General features: G+C 72.2%; 17 protein-coding genes. 14 read left to right on the forward strand and 3 right to left on the reverse strand.

Going from position 1 to position 20,270, the window contains the following annotated elements:
• Positions 1-16 precede the first annotated feature (16 nt).
• Genes pgl through P2H44_RS23020 form a run of 3 tightly spaced genes read right to left on the reverse strand, consistent with a single transcriptional unit; the run spans position 17 to position 3,110 of the window.
• Positions 17-703 (reverse strand): 6-phosphogluconolactonase, encoded by a 687-nt coding sequence (gene pgl / locus P2H44_RS23010; RefSeq protein WP_275767439.1) that lies wholly within the window; start codon positions 701-703, stop codon positions 17-19.
• Positions 700-2,166, reverse strand: coding sequence for a glucose-6-phosphate dehydrogenase (gene zwf / locus P2H44_RS23015; protein WP_275767441.1), 1,467 nt, complete (start codon positions 2,164-2,166; stop codon positions 700-702). The genes pgl and zwf overlap by 4 nt, the downstream gene beginning before the upstream one ends.
• Entirely contained in the window at positions 2,166-3,110 is a 945-nt protein-coding gene (locus tag P2H44_RS23020) for a carbohydrate kinase family protein (protein WP_275767442.1), read from the reverse strand. Before P2H44_RS23020 ends, zwf begins: the two co-directional genes overlap by 1 nt.
• 243 nt (positions 3,111-3,353) lie before the next feature.
• Between P2H44_RS23020 and P2H44_RS23025 the strand changes: the two genes are divergently transcribed.
• The 14 genes from P2H44_RS23025 (at position 3,354) to P2H44_RS23090 (ending at position 20,264) form a co-directional block, all read left to right on the forward strand.
• Positions 3,354-4,574 (forward strand): ROK family transcriptional regulator, encoded by a 1,221-nt coding sequence (locus P2H44_RS23025; protein ID WP_275767443.1) that lies wholly within the window; start codon positions 3,354-3,356, stop codon positions 4,572-4,574.
• Positions 4,571-4,804 (forward strand): GDCCVxC domain-containing (seleno)protein, encoded by a 234-nt coding sequence (locus tag P2H44_RS23030; protein WP_275767445.1) that lies wholly within the window; start codon positions 4,571-4,573, stop codon positions 4,802-4,804. The genes P2H44_RS23025 and P2H44_RS23030 overlap by 4 nt, the downstream gene beginning before the upstream one ends.
• Before the next feature lie 118 nt (positions 4,805-4,922).
• On the forward strand, positions 4,923-5,618 hold the full coding sequence (locus P2H44_RS23035) for an HAD family hydrolase (RefSeq protein WP_275767447.1): 696 nt from the start codon (positions 4,923-4,925) through the stop codon (positions 5,616-5,618).
• On the forward strand, positions 5,615-6,574 hold the full coding sequence (locus tag P2H44_RS23040; protein WP_275767449.1) for a sugar-binding transcriptional regulator: 960 nt from the start codon (positions 5,615-5,617) through the stop codon (positions 6,572-6,574). The genes P2H44_RS23035 and P2H44_RS23040 overlap by 4 nt, the downstream gene beginning before the upstream one ends.
• A 121-nt stretch (positions 6,575-6,695) precedes the next feature.
• Positions 6,696-8,006 (forward strand): ABC transporter substrate-binding protein, encoded by a 1,311-nt coding sequence (locus P2H44_RS23045; RefSeq protein WP_275767450.1) that lies wholly within the window; start codon positions 6,696-6,698, stop codon positions 8,004-8,006.
• A 254-nt stretch (positions 8,007-8,260) separates the two neighbouring features.
• Positions 8,261-9,133 carry a carbohydrate ABC transporter permease gene (locus P2H44_RS23050; protein WP_275767452.1) on the forward strand — a complete coding sequence of 291 codons (873 nt, stop codon included), beginning with the start codon at positions 8,261-8,263 and terminating at the stop codon, positions 9,131-9,133.
• Positions 9,134-9,135: 2 nt separating this feature from the next.
• The gene (locus P2H44_RS23055; RefSeq protein ID WP_275767454.1) at positions 9,136-9,966 is read left to right on the forward strand and encodes a carbohydrate ABC transporter permease; all 831 of its coding nucleotides are present in this window, start codon (positions 9,136-9,138) and stop codon (positions 9,964-9,966) included.
• 22 nt (positions 9,967-9,988) lie between these two features.
• Entirely contained in the window at positions 9,989-10,993 is a 1,005-nt protein-coding gene (locus P2H44_RS23060) for an ABC transporter ATP-binding protein (RefSeq protein ID WP_275767456.1), read from the forward strand.
• Between the two features lie 20 nt (positions 10,994-11,013).
• The gene (locus P2H44_RS23065) at positions 11,014-11,781 is read left to right on the forward strand and encodes an L-iditol 2-dehydrogenase (protein WP_275767608.1); all 768 of its coding nucleotides are present in this window, start codon (positions 11,014-11,016) and stop codon (positions 11,779-11,781) included.
• A 75-nt stretch (positions 11,782-11,856) separates the two neighbouring features.
• Positions 11,857-13,329 (forward strand): mannitol dehydrogenase family protein, encoded by a 1,473-nt coding sequence (locus P2H44_RS23070; protein ID WP_275767458.1) that lies wholly within the window; start codon positions 11,857-11,859, stop codon positions 13,327-13,329.
• A gap of 252 nt (positions 13,330-13,581) precedes the next feature.
• Complete coding sequence (locus P2H44_RS23075; RefSeq protein WP_275767460.1) at positions 13,582-14,598, forward strand: efflux RND transporter periplasmic adaptor subunit; 1,017 nt, start codon at positions 13,582-13,584, stop codon at positions 14,596-14,598.
• Entirely contained in the window at positions 14,595-17,840 is a 3,246-nt protein-coding gene (locus P2H44_RS23080; RefSeq protein ID WP_275767462.1) for an efflux RND transporter permease subunit, read from the forward strand. Before P2H44_RS23075 ends, P2H44_RS23080 begins: the two co-directional genes overlap by 4 nt.
• The gene (locus P2H44_RS23085; protein ID WP_275767464.1) at positions 17,837-18,790 is read left to right on the forward strand and encodes an LOG family protein; all 954 of its coding nucleotides are present in this window, start codon (positions 17,837-17,839) and stop codon (positions 18,788-18,790) included. Before P2H44_RS23080 ends, P2H44_RS23085 begins: the two co-directional genes overlap by 4 nt.
• A gap of 73 nt (positions 18,791-18,863) precedes the next feature.
• A complete protein-coding gene (locus tag P2H44_RS23090; RefSeq protein ID WP_275767466.1) occupies positions 18,864-20,264 on the forward strand; it encodes an MBL fold metallo-hydrolase in 1,401 nt (466 codons plus the stop codon).
• The last annotated feature ends 6 nt before the right edge of the window (positions 20,265-20,270 follow it).

The raw sequence follows: 20,270 nt of genomic DNA on the forward strand, positions 1-20,270 counted from the left end.
CGGCCTGTCGGGTGAGCTAGTCGGCGTAGTGCACCGTCGCCCCCTCGAGCACGGCGCACACCGGCGCGCGCATCGGGTCGGCGATCTGGATGGCGCGCTCCAGCGCGCGCATCTTGTCGTGGCCCTGGATCAGGATGTGGCGCTCGGCGGCGCGCAGCACCCGGGCCGAAAGGGTGATCCGCGGCTCCTCCGCGCCTGGGGCGCGGATCGCGACGGCGGGGGGCGCGTCGGCCGACAGCGCCTCCTCCAGCCCCAGCGCGTCGGGGAACATCGAGGCGGTGTGCATGTCGTCGCCCATGCCCAGCACTGCGACGTCGAGCGGCAGCGCCACCTGCTCGAGCGTCAGGTTCACCGCGTGCAGCGCCTGCGCCGGCTCCGGCCCGCCGCCGTAGAGGGGCACGAACTCCGCCGCCGCCGCCGCGCCGTGAAACAGCGTCTCCGCCAGCAGCTTCTGGTTCGAGCGGGCCGAGGCCGGCGGCACCCAGCGCTCGTCGGTCAGGGTCACGGCGATCAGGCCCCAGGGCGCGTCGCTCTCGCCCAGCAGCTTCAGCATCAGGCCGGGGGTGGTCCCGCCGGGCACCGCGAGGCTGGCGCTGTTGCGTTTCGCGACGGCCGCCGTCAGCCGGCCTGCGACCAGGTCGGCGAGGCCGCCGGCCTGGTCGTCGCGGCTGTCGTATTCGATGATCTCGGGCGTCAGGCTCATGTGGCGATTTCCCTCCAGCGGCGCCCGTCGCGATGCAGCAGCATCAGCGCGTCTTCCGGGCCCGAGGAGCCGGGGTCGTAGGAGACGGGGCGGTCCCCTCTCTCTTCCCACCCGGCGATGATCGGGTCCACCCATCGCCAGGCGGCCTCGACCTCGTCGCCGCGCATGAACAGGGTCTGGTCGCCCCGGATCACGTCCATCACCAGCCGCTCGTAGGCGTCGGGCATGCGCAGCTTGGTCGAGGACATGGCGTCGGCGAAGGTCATGTCCAGCACCGCGGGCGCGAGGCGCATGCCCCCCGGGCCGGGATCCTTGATGGTCATGCCCAGCGTGATCCCCTCGTCGGGCTGAAGGCGGATCGCCAGCACGTTCTGGGTCCAGCGCCCGGAGGCGGAGGGGAAGATCGAATGCGGCGCCTCCTTGAAGGCGACCGCGATCTCGGAGACGCGGGTGCGCAGGCGCTTGCCGGTGCGCAGGTAGAAGGGCACGCCGGACCAGCGCCAGTTGGCGACCTCGGCCTTGAGCGCGATGTAGCTCTCGGTGCGGCTCTCGGGGCTCTCGGCGTCGTGGCGATAGCCGGCGGTGCCGTTCGCCGCCGCATATTGTCCGCGCACCACGTCGTCGGGGGACTCGAGCGGGGCCAGGGCGCGGAGAACCTTGAGCTTTTCGTCGCGCACCGCGTCGGGTTCGAAGACCGACGGCGGCTCCATCGCGATCAGGCACAGGAGCTGGAGCATGTGGTTCTGCACCATGTCGCGCATCGCGCCGACGCCGTCGTAGTAGGGGCCGCGCCCCTCGACCCCCACGCTCTCGGCCACGGTGATCTGCACGTGGTCGATGTGGCGGGCGTTCCACAGCGGCTCGAACAGCGCATTGGCGAAGCGCAGCGCCATCAGGTTCTGGACCGTCTCCTTCCCCAGGTAGTGGTCGATCCTGTAGACCTGATGCTCGTCGAAATAGGCCGCCAGCGTGCGGTTGAGAGCGCGGGCCGAGGCGAGGTCGTGGCCCAGCGGCTTCTCGATCACGATGCGCGCCTGCTCGCCCGAGAGGCCGGCGTCGTGGATCCGCTCCGACATCGGGCCGAAGAAGCGGGGCGCGACAGAAAGATAGAAGGCCCGCGGGCGCGCCGGATCGGACGGCAGGGCGGCGGCGAGGTCCGACCAGCCCTCGTCCGAGGTCGCGTCGACCTGGGCGTAGTCCACGCAGTTGAGGAACCGCCCCACGGTCTCGGGGTCGAGATCCGCGGGGCCCACGAACTCCTTCAACGCGGCCTCGGCCATGTTGCGGAAGGCGTCGCGGTCGAGGTCCGAGCGCGCGGCGCCGACCACCCGCGCGCCGTCGGGCATCTGCCCGTCGTGCAGGCGGTGGTAGAGCGCCGGGATCAGCTTGCGCCGCGCGAGGTCCCCGGTGGCGCCGAAGACCACCAGGTCGAAGGGATCGACGGGAACGACGCGGGCGACCATCAGCGATCCTCCGAAGGGGCGGGGGCGGGCAGCTCGGCCCGGCGCGGCAGGTCCGAGCCGCGGCGTCCGCAGGTGATCGCGGCGGCCTGCACGGCGAAGTCGAGCAGGCCGGAAACCTGCGTGGCGTCAAGGGCTTCGACGGCCTCTCGGGTGGCGGCGCCGCGCTCGGCCAGGCCCGCGATCAGGGCGGCCTGGAAGGTATCGCCGGCGCCCACGGTGTCGACCACCTGCACCGGGCGGCCCGGGATCTCGACCCGGCCCGCGGCCCCCCAGGCGACCGCGCCCTGCGCGCCGCGGGTGACCACCACCAGCGCCGGGCCGGCGGCCAGCCACTCCTGCGCCACCTCGTCGGGGCGGCGGCCGGGGTGGAGCATCCCCAGATCCTCGTCCGAGACCTTCACCACGTCGGTGCAGGGCAGGAAGCGGCCGATCCGCTCGCGCCACAGGTCCACGTCGGGCTGGATCGAGAGGCGCACGTTGGGGTCCAGGGTCAGCAGCCGCCGGCCTTTTTCGCGACCGAAGAACGCGAGCAGCGCCGCGCCCACCGGCTCGACCGCCAGCGAATAGCTGCCCGCATGCAGGCCCCAGACCTCGGCGCCCAGGCTCGGCAGATCGGCCGCGGTGATCGAGCGGTCGGCCGCCCCCTCCCCGTAGAAGGCATAGCGGGGGGAGCCGTCGGCGCCGACGTCCACCAGGCTGAGCGTGCTGAGCCGTTGCGTGCGCACGAGAAATTCGGTCGCCACCCCCTCGGCCGTCAGGGCGCCCAGCAGCCGCTCGCCCAGGCGGTCGGTCGAGAGGCCGGTGAACAGGCCCGCCCGCTGCTCCAGCCGGGCCAGCCCCACGGCCACGTTGAGCGGCGAGCCGCCGACGCGCGCATCGAAGGAGAGCCCCTCCCCTTCGACCGCGAACAGGTCCCACAGGGCCTCCCCGCAGACGAGAAACATCGCTCGCAGCCTCCCTTGTCAGCGCGCCGAAGAAGCCTCGCCGCGGGCCGGGGCGCGCGCAAGCCTTGGCTCCGCGCGGCCGGACCGGCGGCGCCGCGGCGCAGGCGCGCCGGCGGACCTCCCGGCAGGCGGAGAGCGCCACAGGGGGGCTCGATTCGTCAACGATTAAATCATATCGGTTGATTTAATCCCGCCCGACCGGCAGGATTTCCGCGACGCGGAGAACGGAAGGATCGGCGGGCGATGCGCGGCGGCGATGCGGCGGGGCTGAGGGCCTACAACGAGCGGCGGGTGATCGACGCGGTGCTGCGCGCGGGCGCCGCCTCGAAGGCCGAGGTCGCGCGCGCCACGGGGCTGAGCGCGCAGGCCGCCAAGTCGATCGTGGACCGGCTGCTGGAGCAGGGCCTGCTCGAGAAGGGCGCGGCGCCGGGCGCGGGCGCGCGGGGGCGCGGCCAGCCGGCGACGCCGGTGACGGTGGCGGGCACGGGGGCGTTCTCGCTGGGGGTGAAGATCGGGCGACGCTCGGTCGAGGCGCTGCTGATCGACCTGCGGGGCGAGGTGGTGGACGCCCGCGCCCAGCGGCTGGAGGCGCCCCTGCCCGGCCCGGTGATCGCGGCGGCGACCGGCCAGGCGCGGGCGCTGCTGGAGGCGATGCCGCCGGAGCATCGCAAGCGGCTGGCGGGGGTGGGGCTGGCCCTGCCCGGCGAGATGGACGCCTGGGCGGACGAGCTGGGCGCGCCGCCCGCCGCGCTCGCCCGCTGGCGGGAGGTGGACCCGCAGCTCGAGCTCGAGGTCGCCACGGGCGAGCCGGTGCTGGCCTGCAACGACGCCGCCGCCGCCTGCGTGGCGGAGCTGTTGATGGGCGAGGCGCTGGACGTGGCGAGCGCCCTCTACATCCACATCGGCGCCTTCGTGGGCGGCGGCGTGGTGCTGAACGGGCGGCTGTTCCCCGGCGCCCAGCGCAACGCCGGCGCGCTGGGCTCGATGCCGCTGGCGGGGCGGGGGCGGCGGCAGCTGATCCACGCGGCCTCGGGCGTGGGGCTCGCGCGGGCGCTGCGCGCGGCGGGGATCGAGGTGACGGCGGCCATGGCGGGAAACGCCGGCGCGGCGGCGGACGCGGTGTTCGAGGCCTGGGCGGCGGAGGCCGCGCCGGCGCTGGCGCGGGCCGTCGTCTCGGCGCTGGCGGTGATCGACTTCGAGGCGGTGGTGCTCGACGGCGTGCTGCCCCCCCTCTGGCGGCGGCGGTTGCTGGACGAGACCCGGGAGGCGATGATGCGCTTCGACCGCACGGGGCTGAGCCCGGTCTCGATCCGCGCGGGCGTGCTGGGGGGCGAGGCGCGGGTGCTGGGGGCGGCGATGCTGCCGCTCCAGGCCCGGTTCGCGCCGGAGCCGGAGCTGCTGGTGCGCCGCACGATGGCCCGGCGGGAGGCGAACGCCGCCGAAGCGGGAGGGAGCCGCGAATGACCGAGGTCGAGATCGAGCGCCGCTCGCGGATCGTCTGCCCGGACTGCGGACACGCGAAGGTCGAGGAGATGCCGACCGACGCCTGCTGGTTCTTCTACGACTGCGCGGGCTGCGGGGCCGTGCTGCGGCCCAAGGCGGGGGATTGCTGCGTGTTCTGCTCCTACGGCTCGGTCCCCTGCCCGCCGGTGCAGCTGCAGCGGCTGGGGCTGGGCGACGGCTGCTGCGGCTGAGGCGAGGGCCTGGGCGACGGCAAACAAGACCGGGGCGCGGGTGCGGCTTCGGGGACCGGCGCGCAGGACCGGCCCCGCGTGGCACGCTGCGCGACGAGACCAGGGGGATGAGGGACGGATGCGGCGGATCGAGCTGGTGATCTTCGATTGCGACGGGGTGCTGATCGACTCGGAGGCGATCAGCGCGCGGATGCTGGTGGCCGAGATGAAGACCCGCGGCATCGACATCGACCTCGCCTACGTCGCCCGGCATTTCCTGGGGCGCAGCTACCCGGTGGTGCTGAAGGTGATCCGCGAGGATTTCGGCGTCGACCTGCCCGAGAGCTTCGAGGCCGACTACCGCCGCCGCCTGCTGGCCGCCTTCGAGACGGAGCTGACGGTGATGCCCGGCGTGACCGCGGCGCTGGACCGGCTGGCGACGCCGTATCGCCTGGCGACCTCGTCGAGCCCGGCGCGGGTGGCGCGCAGCCTGGAGATCGCGGGGCTGGCGGAGCGGTTCGCCGGGCGGATCTCGACCGCCTCGGAGGTGGCGCGGGGCAAGCCTGCGCCGGACCTGTTCCTGCTGGCCGCGCGGAAGGCGGGCGTCGCGCCGGAGCGCTGCCTGGTGATCGAGGACAGCGAGAACGGCGTGCGCGCGGCGCTGGCGGCGGGGATGGAGGCGTGGCGTTTCACCGGGGGCGCGCATTTCCGCGACATCGCCCTGCCCGACCCCGGAGACCTGCGCCCGCATCGCGAGTTCGACGACTTCGCCCGCTTCTTCGAGACGCGGCCGGAGCTGGCGCGCGCCGCCTCCTGCACGGAGGGCGCGTCGTGAGCGGGCCGCGGCGGGAGGAAGACGCGGCGACGCCGCTGGACCAGGCGGCGCGGGCGGCCTGGCTCTACTACGTCGGCGGCGCCACGCAGGACCAGATCGCGGCGGAGATGGGCATCTCCCGCCAGCGGGCGCAGCGTCTGGTGGCCAAGGCCGTGGCCGAGGGGCTGATCCACGTGCGGCTGGAGCATCGGGTCAGCCGGTGCATGGAGCTGGAGCGCGCGCTGGCGAAGCGCTTCGGGCTGAAGCGGGCGCGGGTCGCGCCCAGCCTCGGGCGGGGCGCGGACCCGGTGAAGGCCATCGCGCCGGTGGCGGCCGAGGAGCTGGAGCGCATCTTCTCGGCCCCCGATCCGCTGGTGGTGGCGCTGGGCACCGGGCGCACCCTGCGCGCGATGGTCGAGGAGATGCGCGCCATCGACTGCCCCCAGCACCGCATCGCCTCGCTGAACGGCAACATGGCGCCCGACGGCACGGCGAGCGCCTTCGACGTGATCATGCGGCTCGCCGACAAGGTGCGCGCGCGCCACTATCCCATGCCCCTGCCCCTCGTCGCCGCGACGCCCGAGGAGCGGGACCTGTTCATCTCGCTGCCCCCTGTGGTGCGGGCGCGGGCGCTGGCCGAGAACGCCGACGTGGCCTTCGTGGGCGTGGGCGAGATGGGGGGCGAGCCGCCGCTTCTGAAGGACGGGTTCCTGACCCTCGAGGAGATCGAGGAGCTGCGCCGCCTGGGCGCGGTCGGCGAGATCACCGGCTGGTCCTACGATGATTCGGGAACCTACCTGGAGACCGGGGCCAACGCCCGCATCGCGGGCGTGCGGCTGGAGCGGGTCGAGGAAAAGTTGATCGTCGCAATCGCTGCGGGCGCGAAGAAGCGCCCCGCCATCAAGGCGGCGCTGAAAGGCGGGCTGGTCAACGGCTTGATCACCGACGAGCTGACGGCCGAGGCGATGCTGGCCTGATCCGGGGCGTCTGACCTCCGAAAACATGCTGCACTGCAAAAGGCCCAAGGCCTTGACAGCGCATGGGCCGACATGAGCAATTGCTCGCAACCTAAGCAAGTTCTCATCCAGGGAGGAACTCATGAGCTTGCGGACCAGCGCCCTCTGGGGCGCCTGCGCGGCCGTGGCGCTCGCCACCGCGGCGTCTGCCGAGACGACGATCACCGTGGCCACCGTGAACAACGGCGACATGATCCGGATGCAGGGACTGACGGACGACTTCACGTCCAAGCACCCCGACATCAAGGTCGAGTGGGTGACGCTGGAGGAGAACGTCCTGCGTCAGCGGGTGACCACGGACGTGGCCACCAAGGGCGGCCAGTACGACGTGATGACCATCGGCACCTACGAGGTTCCGATCTGGGGCAAGCAGGGGTGGCTGGTGCCGCTGGACGACCTGCCGGCCTCCTACGACGTGGACGACCTGCTGCCCGCGATCCGGGGCGGCCTGACGGTGGACGGCAAGCTCTACGCCGCGCCGTTCTACGGCGAGTCCTCGATGGTCATGTACCGCAAGGACCTGGTCGAGGCCGCGGGGATGGAGATGCCCGAGGCCCCCACCTGGGACCAGGTGAAGGAGATCGCCGCCGCCACCACCGACAAGGCCAACGAGGTCTACGGCATCTGCCTGCGCGGCAAGGCCGGCTGGGGCGAGAACATGGCCTTCCTGACCGCCATGTCCAACAGCTTCGGCGCGAAGTGGTTCGACATGGACTGGAAGCCCCAGTTCGACAGCCCCGAGTGGAAGGAGACGCTGACCTTTTACCTCGACCTGATGACCAACTACGGGCCTCCGGGCGCGAGCTCGAACGGGTTCAACGAGAACCTGGCCCTGTTCCAGACCGGCAAGTGCGCGATGTGGATCGACGCCACGGTGGCGGCCTCCTTCGTGACCAACCCCAAGGACTCGGAGGTCGCGGACAAGGTCGGCTTCGCGCTGGCGCCGGACAACGGCCTGGGCAAGCGCGGCAACTGGCTGTGGGCCTGGAACCTCGCCGTCCCCGCGGGGACCGAGAAGGAGGAGGCCGCCAAGGCCTTCATCGAGTGGGCGACCTCGAAGGAGTACACCGCGCTGGTGGCCGAGAAGGAAGGCTGGGCGAACGTTCCTCCGGGCACGCGCACCTCGCTCTACGAGAACCCCAAGTACCTCGAGGCGGCGCCCTTCGCGCAGATGACGCTGGAGTCGATCAACGCGGCCGACCCGCAGCAGCCCACGGTGGACGAGGTTCCCTACGTCGGCGTGCAGTTCGTGGCGATCCCCGAGTTCCAGGGCATCGGCACGGCGGTGGGCCAGCAGCTGTCGGCGGCGCTCGCGGGCCAGATCTCGGCGGAGCAGGCGCTGGCGAACGCCCAGACCCTGACCGAGCGCGAGATGAAGCGGGCCGGGTACTGACCCCACATCGGTCCCCCCGCTTTGGGGACCGGCGTCCGCTTCCTCGGCGCCGGTCCCGCACGCCCCCCGGGAGGGGCCGGCCGATCCCCGGCCGGCCGGCCCCGACCGCCCCCTCCCCCCTCGTCCCGCCCGGCGCGCGCGCCGCGCCCGGCCGGACGGAGGGAGAGATCCCTCGGACGGCGACCTGACCGCGCCCCAGCGTCCCCCGGCGAGAGCCGCGCGCGACGCCGGCGCCCAACCGGAGAAACCGGGCCATGGCGACCCAGCATTCCCGCGCGGCGGCGCGGATGATGATCTCGCCCGCGGTGATCCTGCTCCTGGGCTGGATGCTGATCCCGCTGGGGCTGACGCTCTACTTCTCGTTCCTGCGCTACAACCTGCTGATGCCCGGCGCGAACCCGTTCGTGGGGTTCGAGAACTACGCGTATTTCTTCACCGACCCCGCCTTCTGGCCGGCGGTGATCAACACGCTGCTGCTGGTCGGGGGCGTGCTGGTCATCACCATCGTGGGCGGCGTGGCTCTGGCGCTGCTGCTGGATCAGCCGATCTGGGGGCGCGGGATCGTGCGCATCCTGGTGATCGCGCCGTTCTTCGTGATGCCCACCGTCTCGGCGCTGGTGTGGAAGAACATGTTCTTCCACCCGGTGAACGGGCTGTTCGGACAGCTCGCCAAGGGGCTGGGGCTGGAGCCGTTCGACTTCCTCGCCCAGGCGCCGCTCGCCTCGATCATCCTGATCGTGAGCTGGCAGTGGCTGCCCTTCGCGACCCTGATCCTGCTGACCGCCCTGCAGAGCCTGGACAGCGAGCAGCTTGAGGCGGCGGAAATGGACGGGGCCGGCGCGTTCTCGCGCTTCCGCCACATCGCCCTGCCGCATCTCGCGCGCGCGATCACGGTGGTGATCCTGATCCAGACGATCTTCCTGCTGTCGGTCTTCGCCGAGATCCTGGTGACCACCAACGGCGGTCCGGGCAACGCGTCGACCAACCTCACCTACCTGATCTACGCGCAGTCGCTGCTGCAGTTCGACGTCGGGCTCGGCTCGGCCGGGGGCGTCTTCGCCATCCTCCTCGCCAACATCGTCGCATTCTTCCTGATGCGGATGATCGGCAAGAACCTGGACCTCTGATCATGGCCCGCGCCGTCACCACCAACCGCAAGGTCGTCTCGACCGTCTTCGGATGGGCGATCGCGATCCTGATCTTCTTCCCGATCCTGTGGACCATCCTGACCAGCTTCAAGACGGAGGCGGAGGCGATCGCCTCGCCGCCCTCGTTCCTGGCCTTCGACTGGACGCTGGAGAACTACGCGACCGTGCAGGAGCGGTCGGACTACTTCCTGCACTTCATGAACTCGGTGATCCTGTCGCTGGGCTCGACCGTGCTGGGGCTGCTGATCGCGATCCCCGCGGCCTGGTCGATGGCCTTCGTGCCCGCGAAGCGGACGAAGGACGTGCTGATGTGGATGCTCAGCACCAAGATGCTGCCCCCCGTGGGCGTGCTGGTGCCGATCTACCTGATCTTCCGCGACGTGGGGCTGCTGGACACCCGCCTGGGGCTGGTCGTCGTGCTGACGCTGATCAACCTGCCGATCATCATCTGGATGCTGTTCACCTATTTCCGCGAGATCCCGGGCGACATCCTCGAGGCCGCGCGGATGGACGGCGCCACGCTGAAGGACGAGATCATCCACGTGCTGACGCCGATGGCGCTGCCGGGCATCGCCTCGACCTTCCTGCTCAACGTGATCCTGGCGTGGAACGAGGCGTTCTGGACGCTGAACCTGACGGCGGCCAAGGCCGCGCCGCTGACGGCCTTCATCGCCTCCTACTCCAGCCCCGAGGGGCTGTTCTACGCCAAGCTCTCGGCCGCCTCGACCATGGCCATCGCGCCGATCCTGATCCTGGGCTGGTTCTCCCAGAAGCAGCTGGTGCGCGGGCTGACCTTCGGCGCGGTCAAGTAACAAGGGATGTGAGGGAACCCCCATGGGACGCATCGTTCTGAAGGACGTGAAGAAAAGTTTCGAGAACGTCCACGTCATCCCCCCTCTGAACCTTGAGATCGAGGATGGGGAGTTCGTGGTCTTCGTGGGCCCCTCCGGCTGCGGGAAGTCCACGCTGCTGCGGCTGATCGCGGGGCTGGAGGACGTCTCGGGCGGGGTGATCGAGATCGACGGCGAGGACGCGACCGCCTTCCCGCCCGCCAAGCGGCGCCTGGCGATGGTGTTCCAGAGCTACGCGCTCTACCCCCACATGACCGTGCGCAAGAACATCGCCTTCCCGCTGAAGATGGCGGGCATGGACAAGGCCGAGCAGGAGCGGCGGATCGAGAACGCGGCCAAGGTGCTGAACCTGACCGACTACCTCGACCGGCGGCCCGGGCAGCTGTCGGGCGGCCAGCGCCAGCGCGTCGCCATCGGGCGGGCCATCGTGCGCGAGCCGGCGGCCTTCCTCTTCGACGAGCCGCTCTCGAACCTCGACGCGGCGCTGCGGGTGGGGATGCGGCTGGAGATCTCGGAGCTGCACGAGCGGCTGGGCACCACGATGATCTACGTGACCCACGACCAGGTCGAGGCGATGACCATGGCCGACAAGATCGTGGTGCTTCAGGCCGGCAAGATCGAGCAGGTGGGCTCGCCCCTGGAGCTCTACCACACGCCGCGCAACCGCTTCGTGGCGGGCTTCATCGGCAGCCCGAAGATGAACATCCTCGAGGGCCCGGAGGCGGAGCGCCGCGGCGCCCATGCCATCGGCATCCGGCCCGAGCACATCGCGCCCTCGGCGACAGAGGGGACCTGGAAGGGCGTGGTGGGTGTGTCGGAGCATCTGGGCTCGGACACGTTCTTCCACGTGCACATGGAGGGCCGCTCGGAGCCGCTGACGGTGCGCGCGGGCGGCGAGGTGAGCCTGCACCACGGCGACGCGATCTTCCTGACCCCGGACGAGGAGCGGATGCACCGCTTCGACCGCGACGGCCTGCGCATCGCATGAGCGGGGCGGAGCGCAAGGGGCTGGGCCGGCTGACCGGCCGGCGGGCGGTGATCACGGGCGCGGCCCGCGGCATCGGCCTCGCCTTCGCCGAGGCGTATCTCGCCGAGGGCGCGCAGGTGGTGCTGGCCGACATCGACCTGCCCCGCGCGCGGGACGAGGCCGCGCGGATCGGCGCCCATGCCGTGCACCTGGACGTGACCCGGCAGGAGAGCATCGAGGCGGCGATGGACGAGGCGGTCTCGGCCCTCGGCGGGATCGACATTCTGGTCAACAACGCGGCCCTCTTCACCGCCGCGCCGATCGTGGAGATCGAGCGGGCGGACTACGAGCGCGTCTTCGCGGTCAACGTGGCCGGCGTGCTGTTCTGCCTGCAGGCCGCTGCCCGGCGGATGATCGCGCAGGGGACGGGGGGCAAGATCGTCAACATGGCCTCCCAGGCGGGGCGTCGGGGGGAGGCGCTGGTGGGGGTCTACTGCGCCTCGAAGGCCGCGGTGATCTCGCTGACGCAGTCGGCGGGGCTCGACCTGATCCGCCACGGCATCAACGTGAACGCCATCGCGCCCGGCGTGGTGGACGGCGAGCACTGGGACGGGGTCGACGCCTTCTTCGCGAAATACGAGGGCAAGGCCCCCGGCCAGAAGAAGCGGGAGGTCGGCCTGGCCGTCCCCTTCGGGCGCATGGGCACGGCCGCGGACCTGACCGGCATGGCCGTGTTCCTGGCCTCGGCCGAGGCCGACTACGTCGTCGCGCAGACCTACAACGTCGACGGCGGCAACTGGATGAGCTGAGGGCGGCCGGGCGCCCCGGGACCGACGGGCGCCGCCGCCTTCCTTTCGTGATCGACCAAGCAGGAGGTCGCCCCCGTGTCGACGCGCCTATCGAACGCTTCCCTGGGCTCCCTGCCCGCCGGGGTCTCGGCCCCGGGCTACGACCGCTCGGCCCTGCGGCCGGGGATCCTGCACGTGGGGATGGGGAATTTCCATCGCGCCCACCAGGCGGTCTATGCCGACGACCTGCTGCGCGCGGGCGGCGACCCGGCCTGGGGGATCCTGGGCGCGGGCGTGATGCCCGCCGACGAGGCGATGCGCGAGGGGCTGGCGGGGCAGGATCACCTCTACTCGGTCACCGAGATGGGCGAGGGCGGCGACGATGTGCGCGTGGTCGGCGCGATGGCGGGCTTCCTGCCGGTGGCCGAGGGCCACGGGCCGATGATCGCGGCGATGGCGGACCCGGCGGTGCGGATCGTGTCGCTGACGGTGACCGAGGGGGGGTATTTCGTCTCCGCCCGGACGGGCGGGTTCAACCCCGAGCATCCCGCGATCCGCGCCGACGTCGCCTCGCCGGAGCGGCCGACGACGGTGTTCGGGGCCATCGTGGCGGGGCTGCGGGCGCGCCGCGCGGCGGGGGAGCGGCCCTTCACCGTGATGTGCTGCGACAACCTCCCCCACAACGGCGCCGTCACGCGCGCCGCGGTGCTGGGCGTGGCGCGGGGCCAGGACCCGGACCTCGCCGCCTGGATCGAGGGGGAGGTGGCGTTCCCCAACGGGATGGTGGACCGCATCACCCCGGCCACGACCGAGGCGCGGCGCGCGCACCTGGGCGCGACCTACGGGCTGGACGACGCGCGCCCCGTCTTCTGCGAGCCGTTCCGCCAGTGGGTGCTGGAGGATCGCTTCCCCGCCGGGCGCCCCGCGCTCGAGGAGGTCGGGGTGCAGTTCGTGGACGACGTGACGCCCTACGAGCACATGAAGATCCGCATGCTCAACGGCGGGCACGCGATGATCGCCTATCCCTCCGGCCTGCTGGGGCTGGAGTTCGCCCATGACGCGATGGCCGACGCGCAGGTCGCGACCTTCTTCGAGAAAGTGGAGCGTACGGAGGTGTTCGGCGTGGTCGAGGCGGTGCCCGGCGCCACGCAGGACCAGTATCTTGCCAGCCTGAAGGAGCGCTTCGGCAACCCGCGGATCGAGGACACGATCCGGCGGCTCTGCCTCGACGGCTCCAACCGGCAGCCGAAGTTCATCGTGCCCTCGATCGAGGACAATCTCGCCGCCGGCCGCCCCGTGCCGGGGCTGGCGCTGGAGAGCGCGCTGTGGGCCCGCTATTGCCTGGGCGTCGACGAGGCGGGGGCGGAGATCGCGCCGAACGATCCCGACTGGGACCGGCTGCGCGCGCAGGCGGCGCGGGCGAAGGAGGATCCGCTCGCCTGGCTGGAGCTGCGCGACGTCTACGGGGCGGTGGCCGACCATCCCGGCTTCCGCGAGACCTTCGCGACCTGGTTGCGCGCGCTGCATGCGCGCGGAGTCCGCGCGGTTCTGGCCGACTATCTCGGCTGAGCCGCCGGCCGGCGGTCCGGCATCTCCTCCCCGTCTTGATCGCCGAGCCTCGCCCCGCCGGAGACCCCTCCGGCGGGGCTTTTTGCGCGCGCAGAGCTGCACTTGCGCGCGCGGCCCGACCGTCTTGCGGCGGCGGGGGCGAAGTTTATATTCCCTAACTCGAATATAACGCCGGGCGCTTGAGCGATGTCAAGGCCGGGCGCGCCCGGGCGGCGCAGGATGCGCCGGTCCGGGACGGAGGGGAGAAGGATCATGCGGATTCGCTTGAGGACGACGGGGCTGCGGCTCGCGCCCGCGATCTGGGCCGCGGCGGCGCTGGCCGCGGGCGCCCTGCCCGCCGCGGCGCAGGGGCTGGAGGTGAGCGCGCGCGAGATCTCGGACCGCCGCCCGGTCTTCGGCCAGGTGGAGAGCGTGAAGCGCGCCGTCGCCCGCGCCCGCCTGACCGGAGAGCTGGTGGAGCTGACGGTGACCGAGGGCGACGCGGTGACCGCGGGCCAGGTGATCGCGCGGGTGCAGGACGACAAGCTGGCCCTGCAGATCGCGGCGCTGGACGCCGGCATCCGGGCGCTGGAGGCGCAGCAGGCGCAGGCGAGGATCGACCTCGACCGGGCGCGCGAGCTGCGCGACCGCGGCGCCGTGCCGGCCGCGACGCTCGACCAGGCCCAGACCGCGATGAACGTGGTGGAGGAGACCCGCGCCGCCCGCGAGGCGGAGCGCGCGGCGCTGGTGCAGCGGCGCGACGAGGGCGCGGTGCTGGCGCCCGAGGGCGGCCGGGTGCTGTCGGTCCCCGTGGTGCAGGGCATGACCGTCAACCCCGGCGAGACCATCGCCGAGATCGCCGCCGAGCGCTTCGTCCTGCGCGCCCGCCTGCCGGAGCGCCACGCGCGCTTCCTGGGCGAGGGCGACACGGTGCGCATCGCCGCCCGCGGGCCGCTGTCGGGCGGGGAGGCGGGCGAGGGGGTGATTGCAAAGGTCTATCCGGAGCTGGAGGCGGGCCAGGTGGTCGTCGACATCTCGGCCCCCGACCTCGGCGACTTCTTCGTGGGCGAGCGCGTCCGGCTGGAGGTCGCGACCGGGGTGCGCGAGGCGATCGTGGTCCCGACCGACTACCTGCGGCTTCGCCACGGGGTGGCCTTCGCGCGGCTCGAGACCGGCTCGGGCGCGGTCGAGGTCGTGGTGCAGCCCGGCGGCGCCGTCGACGGCGGCGTCGAGGTGCTGGCCGGCCTGAAGCCCGGCGACCGGCTGGTCGCGTGGGAGGGGGCGAAATGAGCGCCTCGGAGGATCGCGAACCCGGCCAGGAACCGGGACTGGGCATCGCGGGCGGCATCTCCCGCGCCTTCATCAACTCCCCCCTCGCGCCGCTGCTGCTGATCGCGGCGCTGGCGCTGGGGTCGGTGGCGCTGATGCTGCTGCCGCGGGAGGAGGAGCCGCAGATCTCGGTGCCCATGGTCGACGTCTTCGTCGAGGCGAACGGGCTGGCCGCGGACGATGCGGTGGAATTGGTCGCGAAACCCCTGGAGCTGCTGCTGCAGCGCCTGCCGGGGGTGGAGCACGTCTATTCCCAGACGCTCGACGACCGGGTGATGGCGACGGCGCGCTTCGACGTGGGCGTGCCCGAGGACGACGCGGTGCTGCGGGTGCATACCGAGATCCGCGCCAACTACGACAAGCTGCCCGTGGGCATCCCCGAGCCGCTGATCGTCGGCCGGGGCATCAACGACGTGGCGATCCTGGTGCTGACGCTCTCGCCCCGGGCGGACCTGCCCGCGGAGGCGGCGGCGCGGTGGGATCGCGCCTCGCTGGGCGAGGTCGCGAGCCAGCTGCTGGCGGAGCTCGCGAAGACGCCGGAGGTGGGGCGGACCTACCTCGTCGGGGACAGCCGCTCCGAGATCCGGATCGAGCCGGACCCGGCGGCGCTGGCGCTTTACGGCGTGACGCTGGAGCAGCTGGTGGGGAAGGTCGCGAGCGCCAACCGCTCGGCCCTGCTGGGCAAGGTGCGGCAGGAGGGCGAGAGCCTGGACATCCTCGCCGGCAAGTCTCTGGTGGGCGTGCCGGACGTGGGGCTGCTGGTGGTGACCACGCGCGACGGGCGGCCGGTCTACGTGAAGGACGTGGCGCGGGTGATCTCGGCGCCCGCGGATGCGGACAAGCGGGCGTGGACGATGGGGCCGGACGCCCTGCCCCGGCCCGCCGTCTCCGTCGCGCTGGCGAAGCGCGAGGGGGCGAATGCGGTCGACGTGGCCGCGGGGATTCTCGCAAGGTTGGAGGTGGCGCGGGGGGAGCTGGTTCCCGACGCGCTGGATGTGGAGATCACCCGGAACTACGGGGAGACGGCGAAGCACAAGTCGGACGAGCTGTTCAGCCATCTGACCGGCGCGAGCCTCTCGATCTTCGCGATGATCGTGGTGTTCATCGGCTGGCGCGAGGGGGTGGTGACGCTGGTGATCATCCCGGCGACCATCCTGCTGACCTTCGCGGCCAGCTACCTGATGGGCTACACGATCAACCGGGTGTCGCTGTTCGCGCTGATCTTCTCGATCGGCATCCTGGTGGACGACGCCATCGTGGTGGTCGAGAACATCGCCCGCCACTGGCGCCTGGACCCCGAAGGCGACCGCACCCGGGTCGCGCTGCGCGGCGTGGCCGAGGTGGGCAACCCCACCATCATCGCCACGCTGACCATCGTGACGGCGCTGCTGCCGATGCTGTTCGTCTCAGGCATGATGGGGCCGTACATGAGCCCGATCCCGGTCAACGCCTCGGCCGCGATGATCCTGAGCTTCTTCGTGGCGGTGATCTTCGCGCCGTGGATCATGCTGCGGCTGCAGCGGGTGGCGCCTCAGCGGGGCGGCCATGACCCCGAGAAGCCGGGGCGGATGGCGCGGATCTACCGGGCCGTGGCCTCGCCGATCCTCGCCTCGCGCGGGCGGGCGCTGGGGTTCCTGTTGATCGTCTTCGCGGCGACGGTGGCCTCGGCCTCGCTGTTCGCGACGCAGGACGTGACGGTGAAGCTGCTGCCCTTCGACGACAAGTCGGAGCTGCAGGTGGTCGTCGACCTGCCCGAAGGATCGACGCTGGAGGATACCGAGCGGGCGCTGTTCGCGCTGGCCCGCACCGCCGGGGAGCTGCCGGAGGTCGCCTCGATCCAGGCCTATGGCGGCACGGCGGCACCGTTCAACTTCAACGGGCTGGTGCGGCACTACTACGTCCGGTCCAACCCGGAGATGGGGGACCTGCAGCTGAACCTCCTCCCCGTGGAGGCGCGGGAGCGGCAGAGCCACGAGATCGCGCTGGACCTGCGCGAGCGGTTGGGAGACGTCGCCCTGCCCGAGGGGACCGCGGTGCGGGTGGTCGAGGCGCCTCCCGGCCCGCCGGTGCTGGCGACGCTGCTGGCGGAGGTCTACGGGCCGGACGCGGAGACGCGCCGCGCGGTGGCGGCGAAGCTGGAGGGGATCTTCCGCGGCATCGACTTCATCGTGGACGTGGACGACAGCTTCGGCACGCCGCCGAGCCGCCTCAGGCTCGAGATCGACCAGGCGAACCTAGACTACCACGGCGTCGAGCAGTCGGCGGTGCATGACACGCTGGCGCTGCTGTTCCGGGGCACGACGGTGGGCTACTCGCAGCGCGGGGGCGGCGTGCGGCCGATCCCCATCACCGTGCGGCTGGACGAGAGCCAGCGGCAGGTGACCGAGGCGCTGCTGGCCGTGCCCGTCCCCGCCCGCGGCCCCGCCGGGGTCGGCGAGGGCAACGTGGAGCTGGGCGAGGTGGTGACGGCCGAGGTCGTCCCCGGCTCCTGGCCCGTGTTCCGCAAGAACGGCCATGCGATCGAGATGGTGACGGCGGAGCTGGCCGGGCGCTTCGAGGCGCCGATCTACGGCATGATCGCCGTGCGCGACGCCATCGACGCGGAAGACTGGGGGGATCTGCCGAAGCCCGTCATCAGCCTCTACGGCCAGCCGGAGGACGAGCGCGAGCCGATCCTGCTGTGGGACGGCGAGTGGGAGGTGACCTACGTCACCTTCCGCGACATGGGCGCGGCCTTCGGCGCGGCGCTGCTGGGGATCTACCTGCTGATCGTGGGCCAGTTCCGCAGCTTCACCCTGCCGCTGGCGATCATGGCGCCGATCCCGCTGACCTTGATCGGCATCGCCTTGGGGCACTGGGCCTTGGGGGCGCCGTTCACGGCGACCTCGATGATCGGGTTCATCTCGCTCGCCGGCATCATCGTGCGCAACTCGATCCTGCTGGTGGACTTCATCCGGCGGGAGCGGGCGCACGGCATGCCCCTGCACGACGCCCTGCTGGCCGCGGGCGCGGTGCGTTTCCTGCCGATCTTCCTGACCGCGATCACCGCCATGTCGGGGGCGGCCTTCATCCTGGTGGACCCGATCTTCCAGGGTCTGGGGATCTCGCTCCTGTTCGGGCTGGCGAGCTCGACGGCCCTGACGCTGCTGGTCATCCCGGCCATATACTGGGTGATGCGCGGCGGCAGGGAGGGCGCGAGATGACGGACGAGGCGACCGGGGCAGGCCAGCGGGCGGGCGGGGCGGCGGCGGAGATCCCGCCGCGCGTCCCCGGCTCCTGCCCCAAGCCGGCCTGCGACGACCCGGAGGCGCCCTCGCGGGTGGCGGCGCTGATGGCCTCGCCCGCCTATCGGCTGGCGGACGAGGACCTGGGGTTCCTGCAATCGGACGTCGCGCGCGGGGTGCGGCTGGAGCTGGAGTACTACAAGGCCGAGGCGGCGCTGCGCGCGCATGGCATCGGTCACGCCATCGTGGTCTTCGGAAGCTCCCGCATCCCCGAGCCGGCGGCGGCCGAGCGGGCGCTGGCGGCGGCCCGCGCCGCCGCGGCCGAGGCGCCCGCGGACGCGGAGGCCGCCCGCTTGCTGCGGCGGGCGGAGCGGATGGCGGATTCGTCGAAATGGTACCGGGTGGCGCGGGAGTTCTCGGCGCTGCTGGCCGACGCGCCCTACCGCCCCCATGGCGAGCGCATCGCCATCGTCACCGGCGGCGGGCCGGGGCTGATGGAGGCCGCGAACCGGGGCGGCTGCGAGGCGGGCGCCGTCTCGGTCGGGCTCAACATCGACCTGCCGCATGAGCAGTTCCCGAACCCCTATCTCTCCGACGGGCTGGCGCTGCGCTTCCGCTACTTCGCGCTTCGCAAGATGCACTTCATGCAGCGGGCCCGCGCGCTGGTGGCCTTCCCCGGCGGCTTCGGCACCTTCGACGAGCTGTTCGAGACGCTGACCCTGCTGCAGACCCGCAAGGCCGATCCCCTGCCCGTGGTGCTGGTGGGGCGGGCGTTCTGGTCGCGCGCGGTCGACTTCGACTTTCTCGTGGACGAGGGCGTGATCGCGCCCGAGGACCTCGAGCTGTTCGTCTACGCCGAGACCGCGGGCGAGATCCGCGACCATATCGCCGGCTGGTACGCCGCGCGGCGCAAGCCGCTGCTGGACTGAAACGGGCCGCCCGGCGCGGGCGGCGACAGGCCCGGGCGGCGCGCGCCCCGAGGCCCAGACCTGGGAGGGTCCGATGCGCATCTCCTTTCACGGCGCCGCGGGCGAAGTCACCGGCTCGTGCCACCTGGTCGAGGCGGCGGGCCGGCGGATCCTGATCGACTGCGGGCTGTTCCAGGGCTCGCGCGAGCTCGACGAGGACAACGCCGACGACTTCGGCTTCGATCCGGCGCGGGTCGACGCGCTGCTGCTGACCCACGCGCATCTCGACCACTGCGGGCGCATCCCGCTGCTGGTGGCGCGGGGTTTCGCGGGGGAGATCGTCTCGACCCCGCCGACGCGGGACCTGGCGCGGCTGGTGATGCTCGACAGCGCCCACCTGCAGGAGGAGGAGGCCGCGCGGCGCGCGCGCCACCCTCGGGGCAAGGGCAAGGCGCGGCCGCCGCTCTACGACTCGCTCGACGTGATGGACGCGATCGACCGCTTCGGGCGCACCGCCCAGTATGGGCACGGCTTCGTGCTGTTTCCCGGCGTGCGGGTCACCTTCTTCGACGCGGGGCACATCCTGGGCTCGGCCTCGATCCTGCTGGAGATCGAGGAGGGGGGCGAGCGGCGCTCGGTCCTGTTCTCGGGCGACATCGGGCGGCCGGACAGCCCGCTGATCGGGCCGGCCTGCCCGCCCGCGGACGTCGACGTGGTGGTGATGGAGACGACCTATGGCGACCGCGACCACCGCTCGCGCGCGGACTCGGTGGCCGAGTTCGAGGAGGCGGTGGGCCAGGCGGCCGCGCGGGGCGGCAACATCGTGATCCCGACCTTCGCGCTGGAGCGGGCGCAGGAGCTGCTCTACCACCTGCTCGACGGCATGGGCTCGGGCCGGATCCCGCGGGAGATGGAGATCTTCCTCGACAGCCCCATGGCGATCTCGGCCACGCGGATCTTCGCGCGCCACCCCGGCTTCTTCCGCGAGGAGATCCGGGGGATGATCGCCAGGCACGCCGACCCGTTCGCGCCGCCGAACCTGCATTTCGTGCACGAGGCGGCGGAGTCGATGCAGCTCAACCGGGTGCGGGGCGGCGCGATCCTGATGGCGGGCTCGGGCATGTGCACCGGCGGGCGGGTGCGCCACCACCTGCGCTACAACCTGCCCCACGCGGACTGCTCGGTGATCTTCGTGGGCTTCGCCGCGCACGGCACTCCGGCGCGGCGGGTGATCGACGGCGCCAGGACCCTGCGCCTGTTCGGCGAAGACGTCCCGGTGCGCGCGACGATCCACACGATCAACGGCTTCTCCGCCCATGCCGGCGCCTCGGAGCTGGAGGACTGGCACGCGCGGGCAGCGGGGCCGAGGACGCGCACCTTCCTGGTGCATGGCGAGGACGAGGCGCGGGCGCATTTCGCCGGCCGCCTGCGCCGCAACGGGCCGGAGGGGCGCCGGGTGGAGACGCCGGGGATGGGGGAGACGTTCGAGCTGTAGGCGGGC

It is taken from the genome of Albimonas marina (assembly GCF_029223255.1).
GTDB lineage: Bacteria > Pseudomonadota > Alphaproteobacteria > Rhodobacterales > Rhodobacteraceae > Albimonas.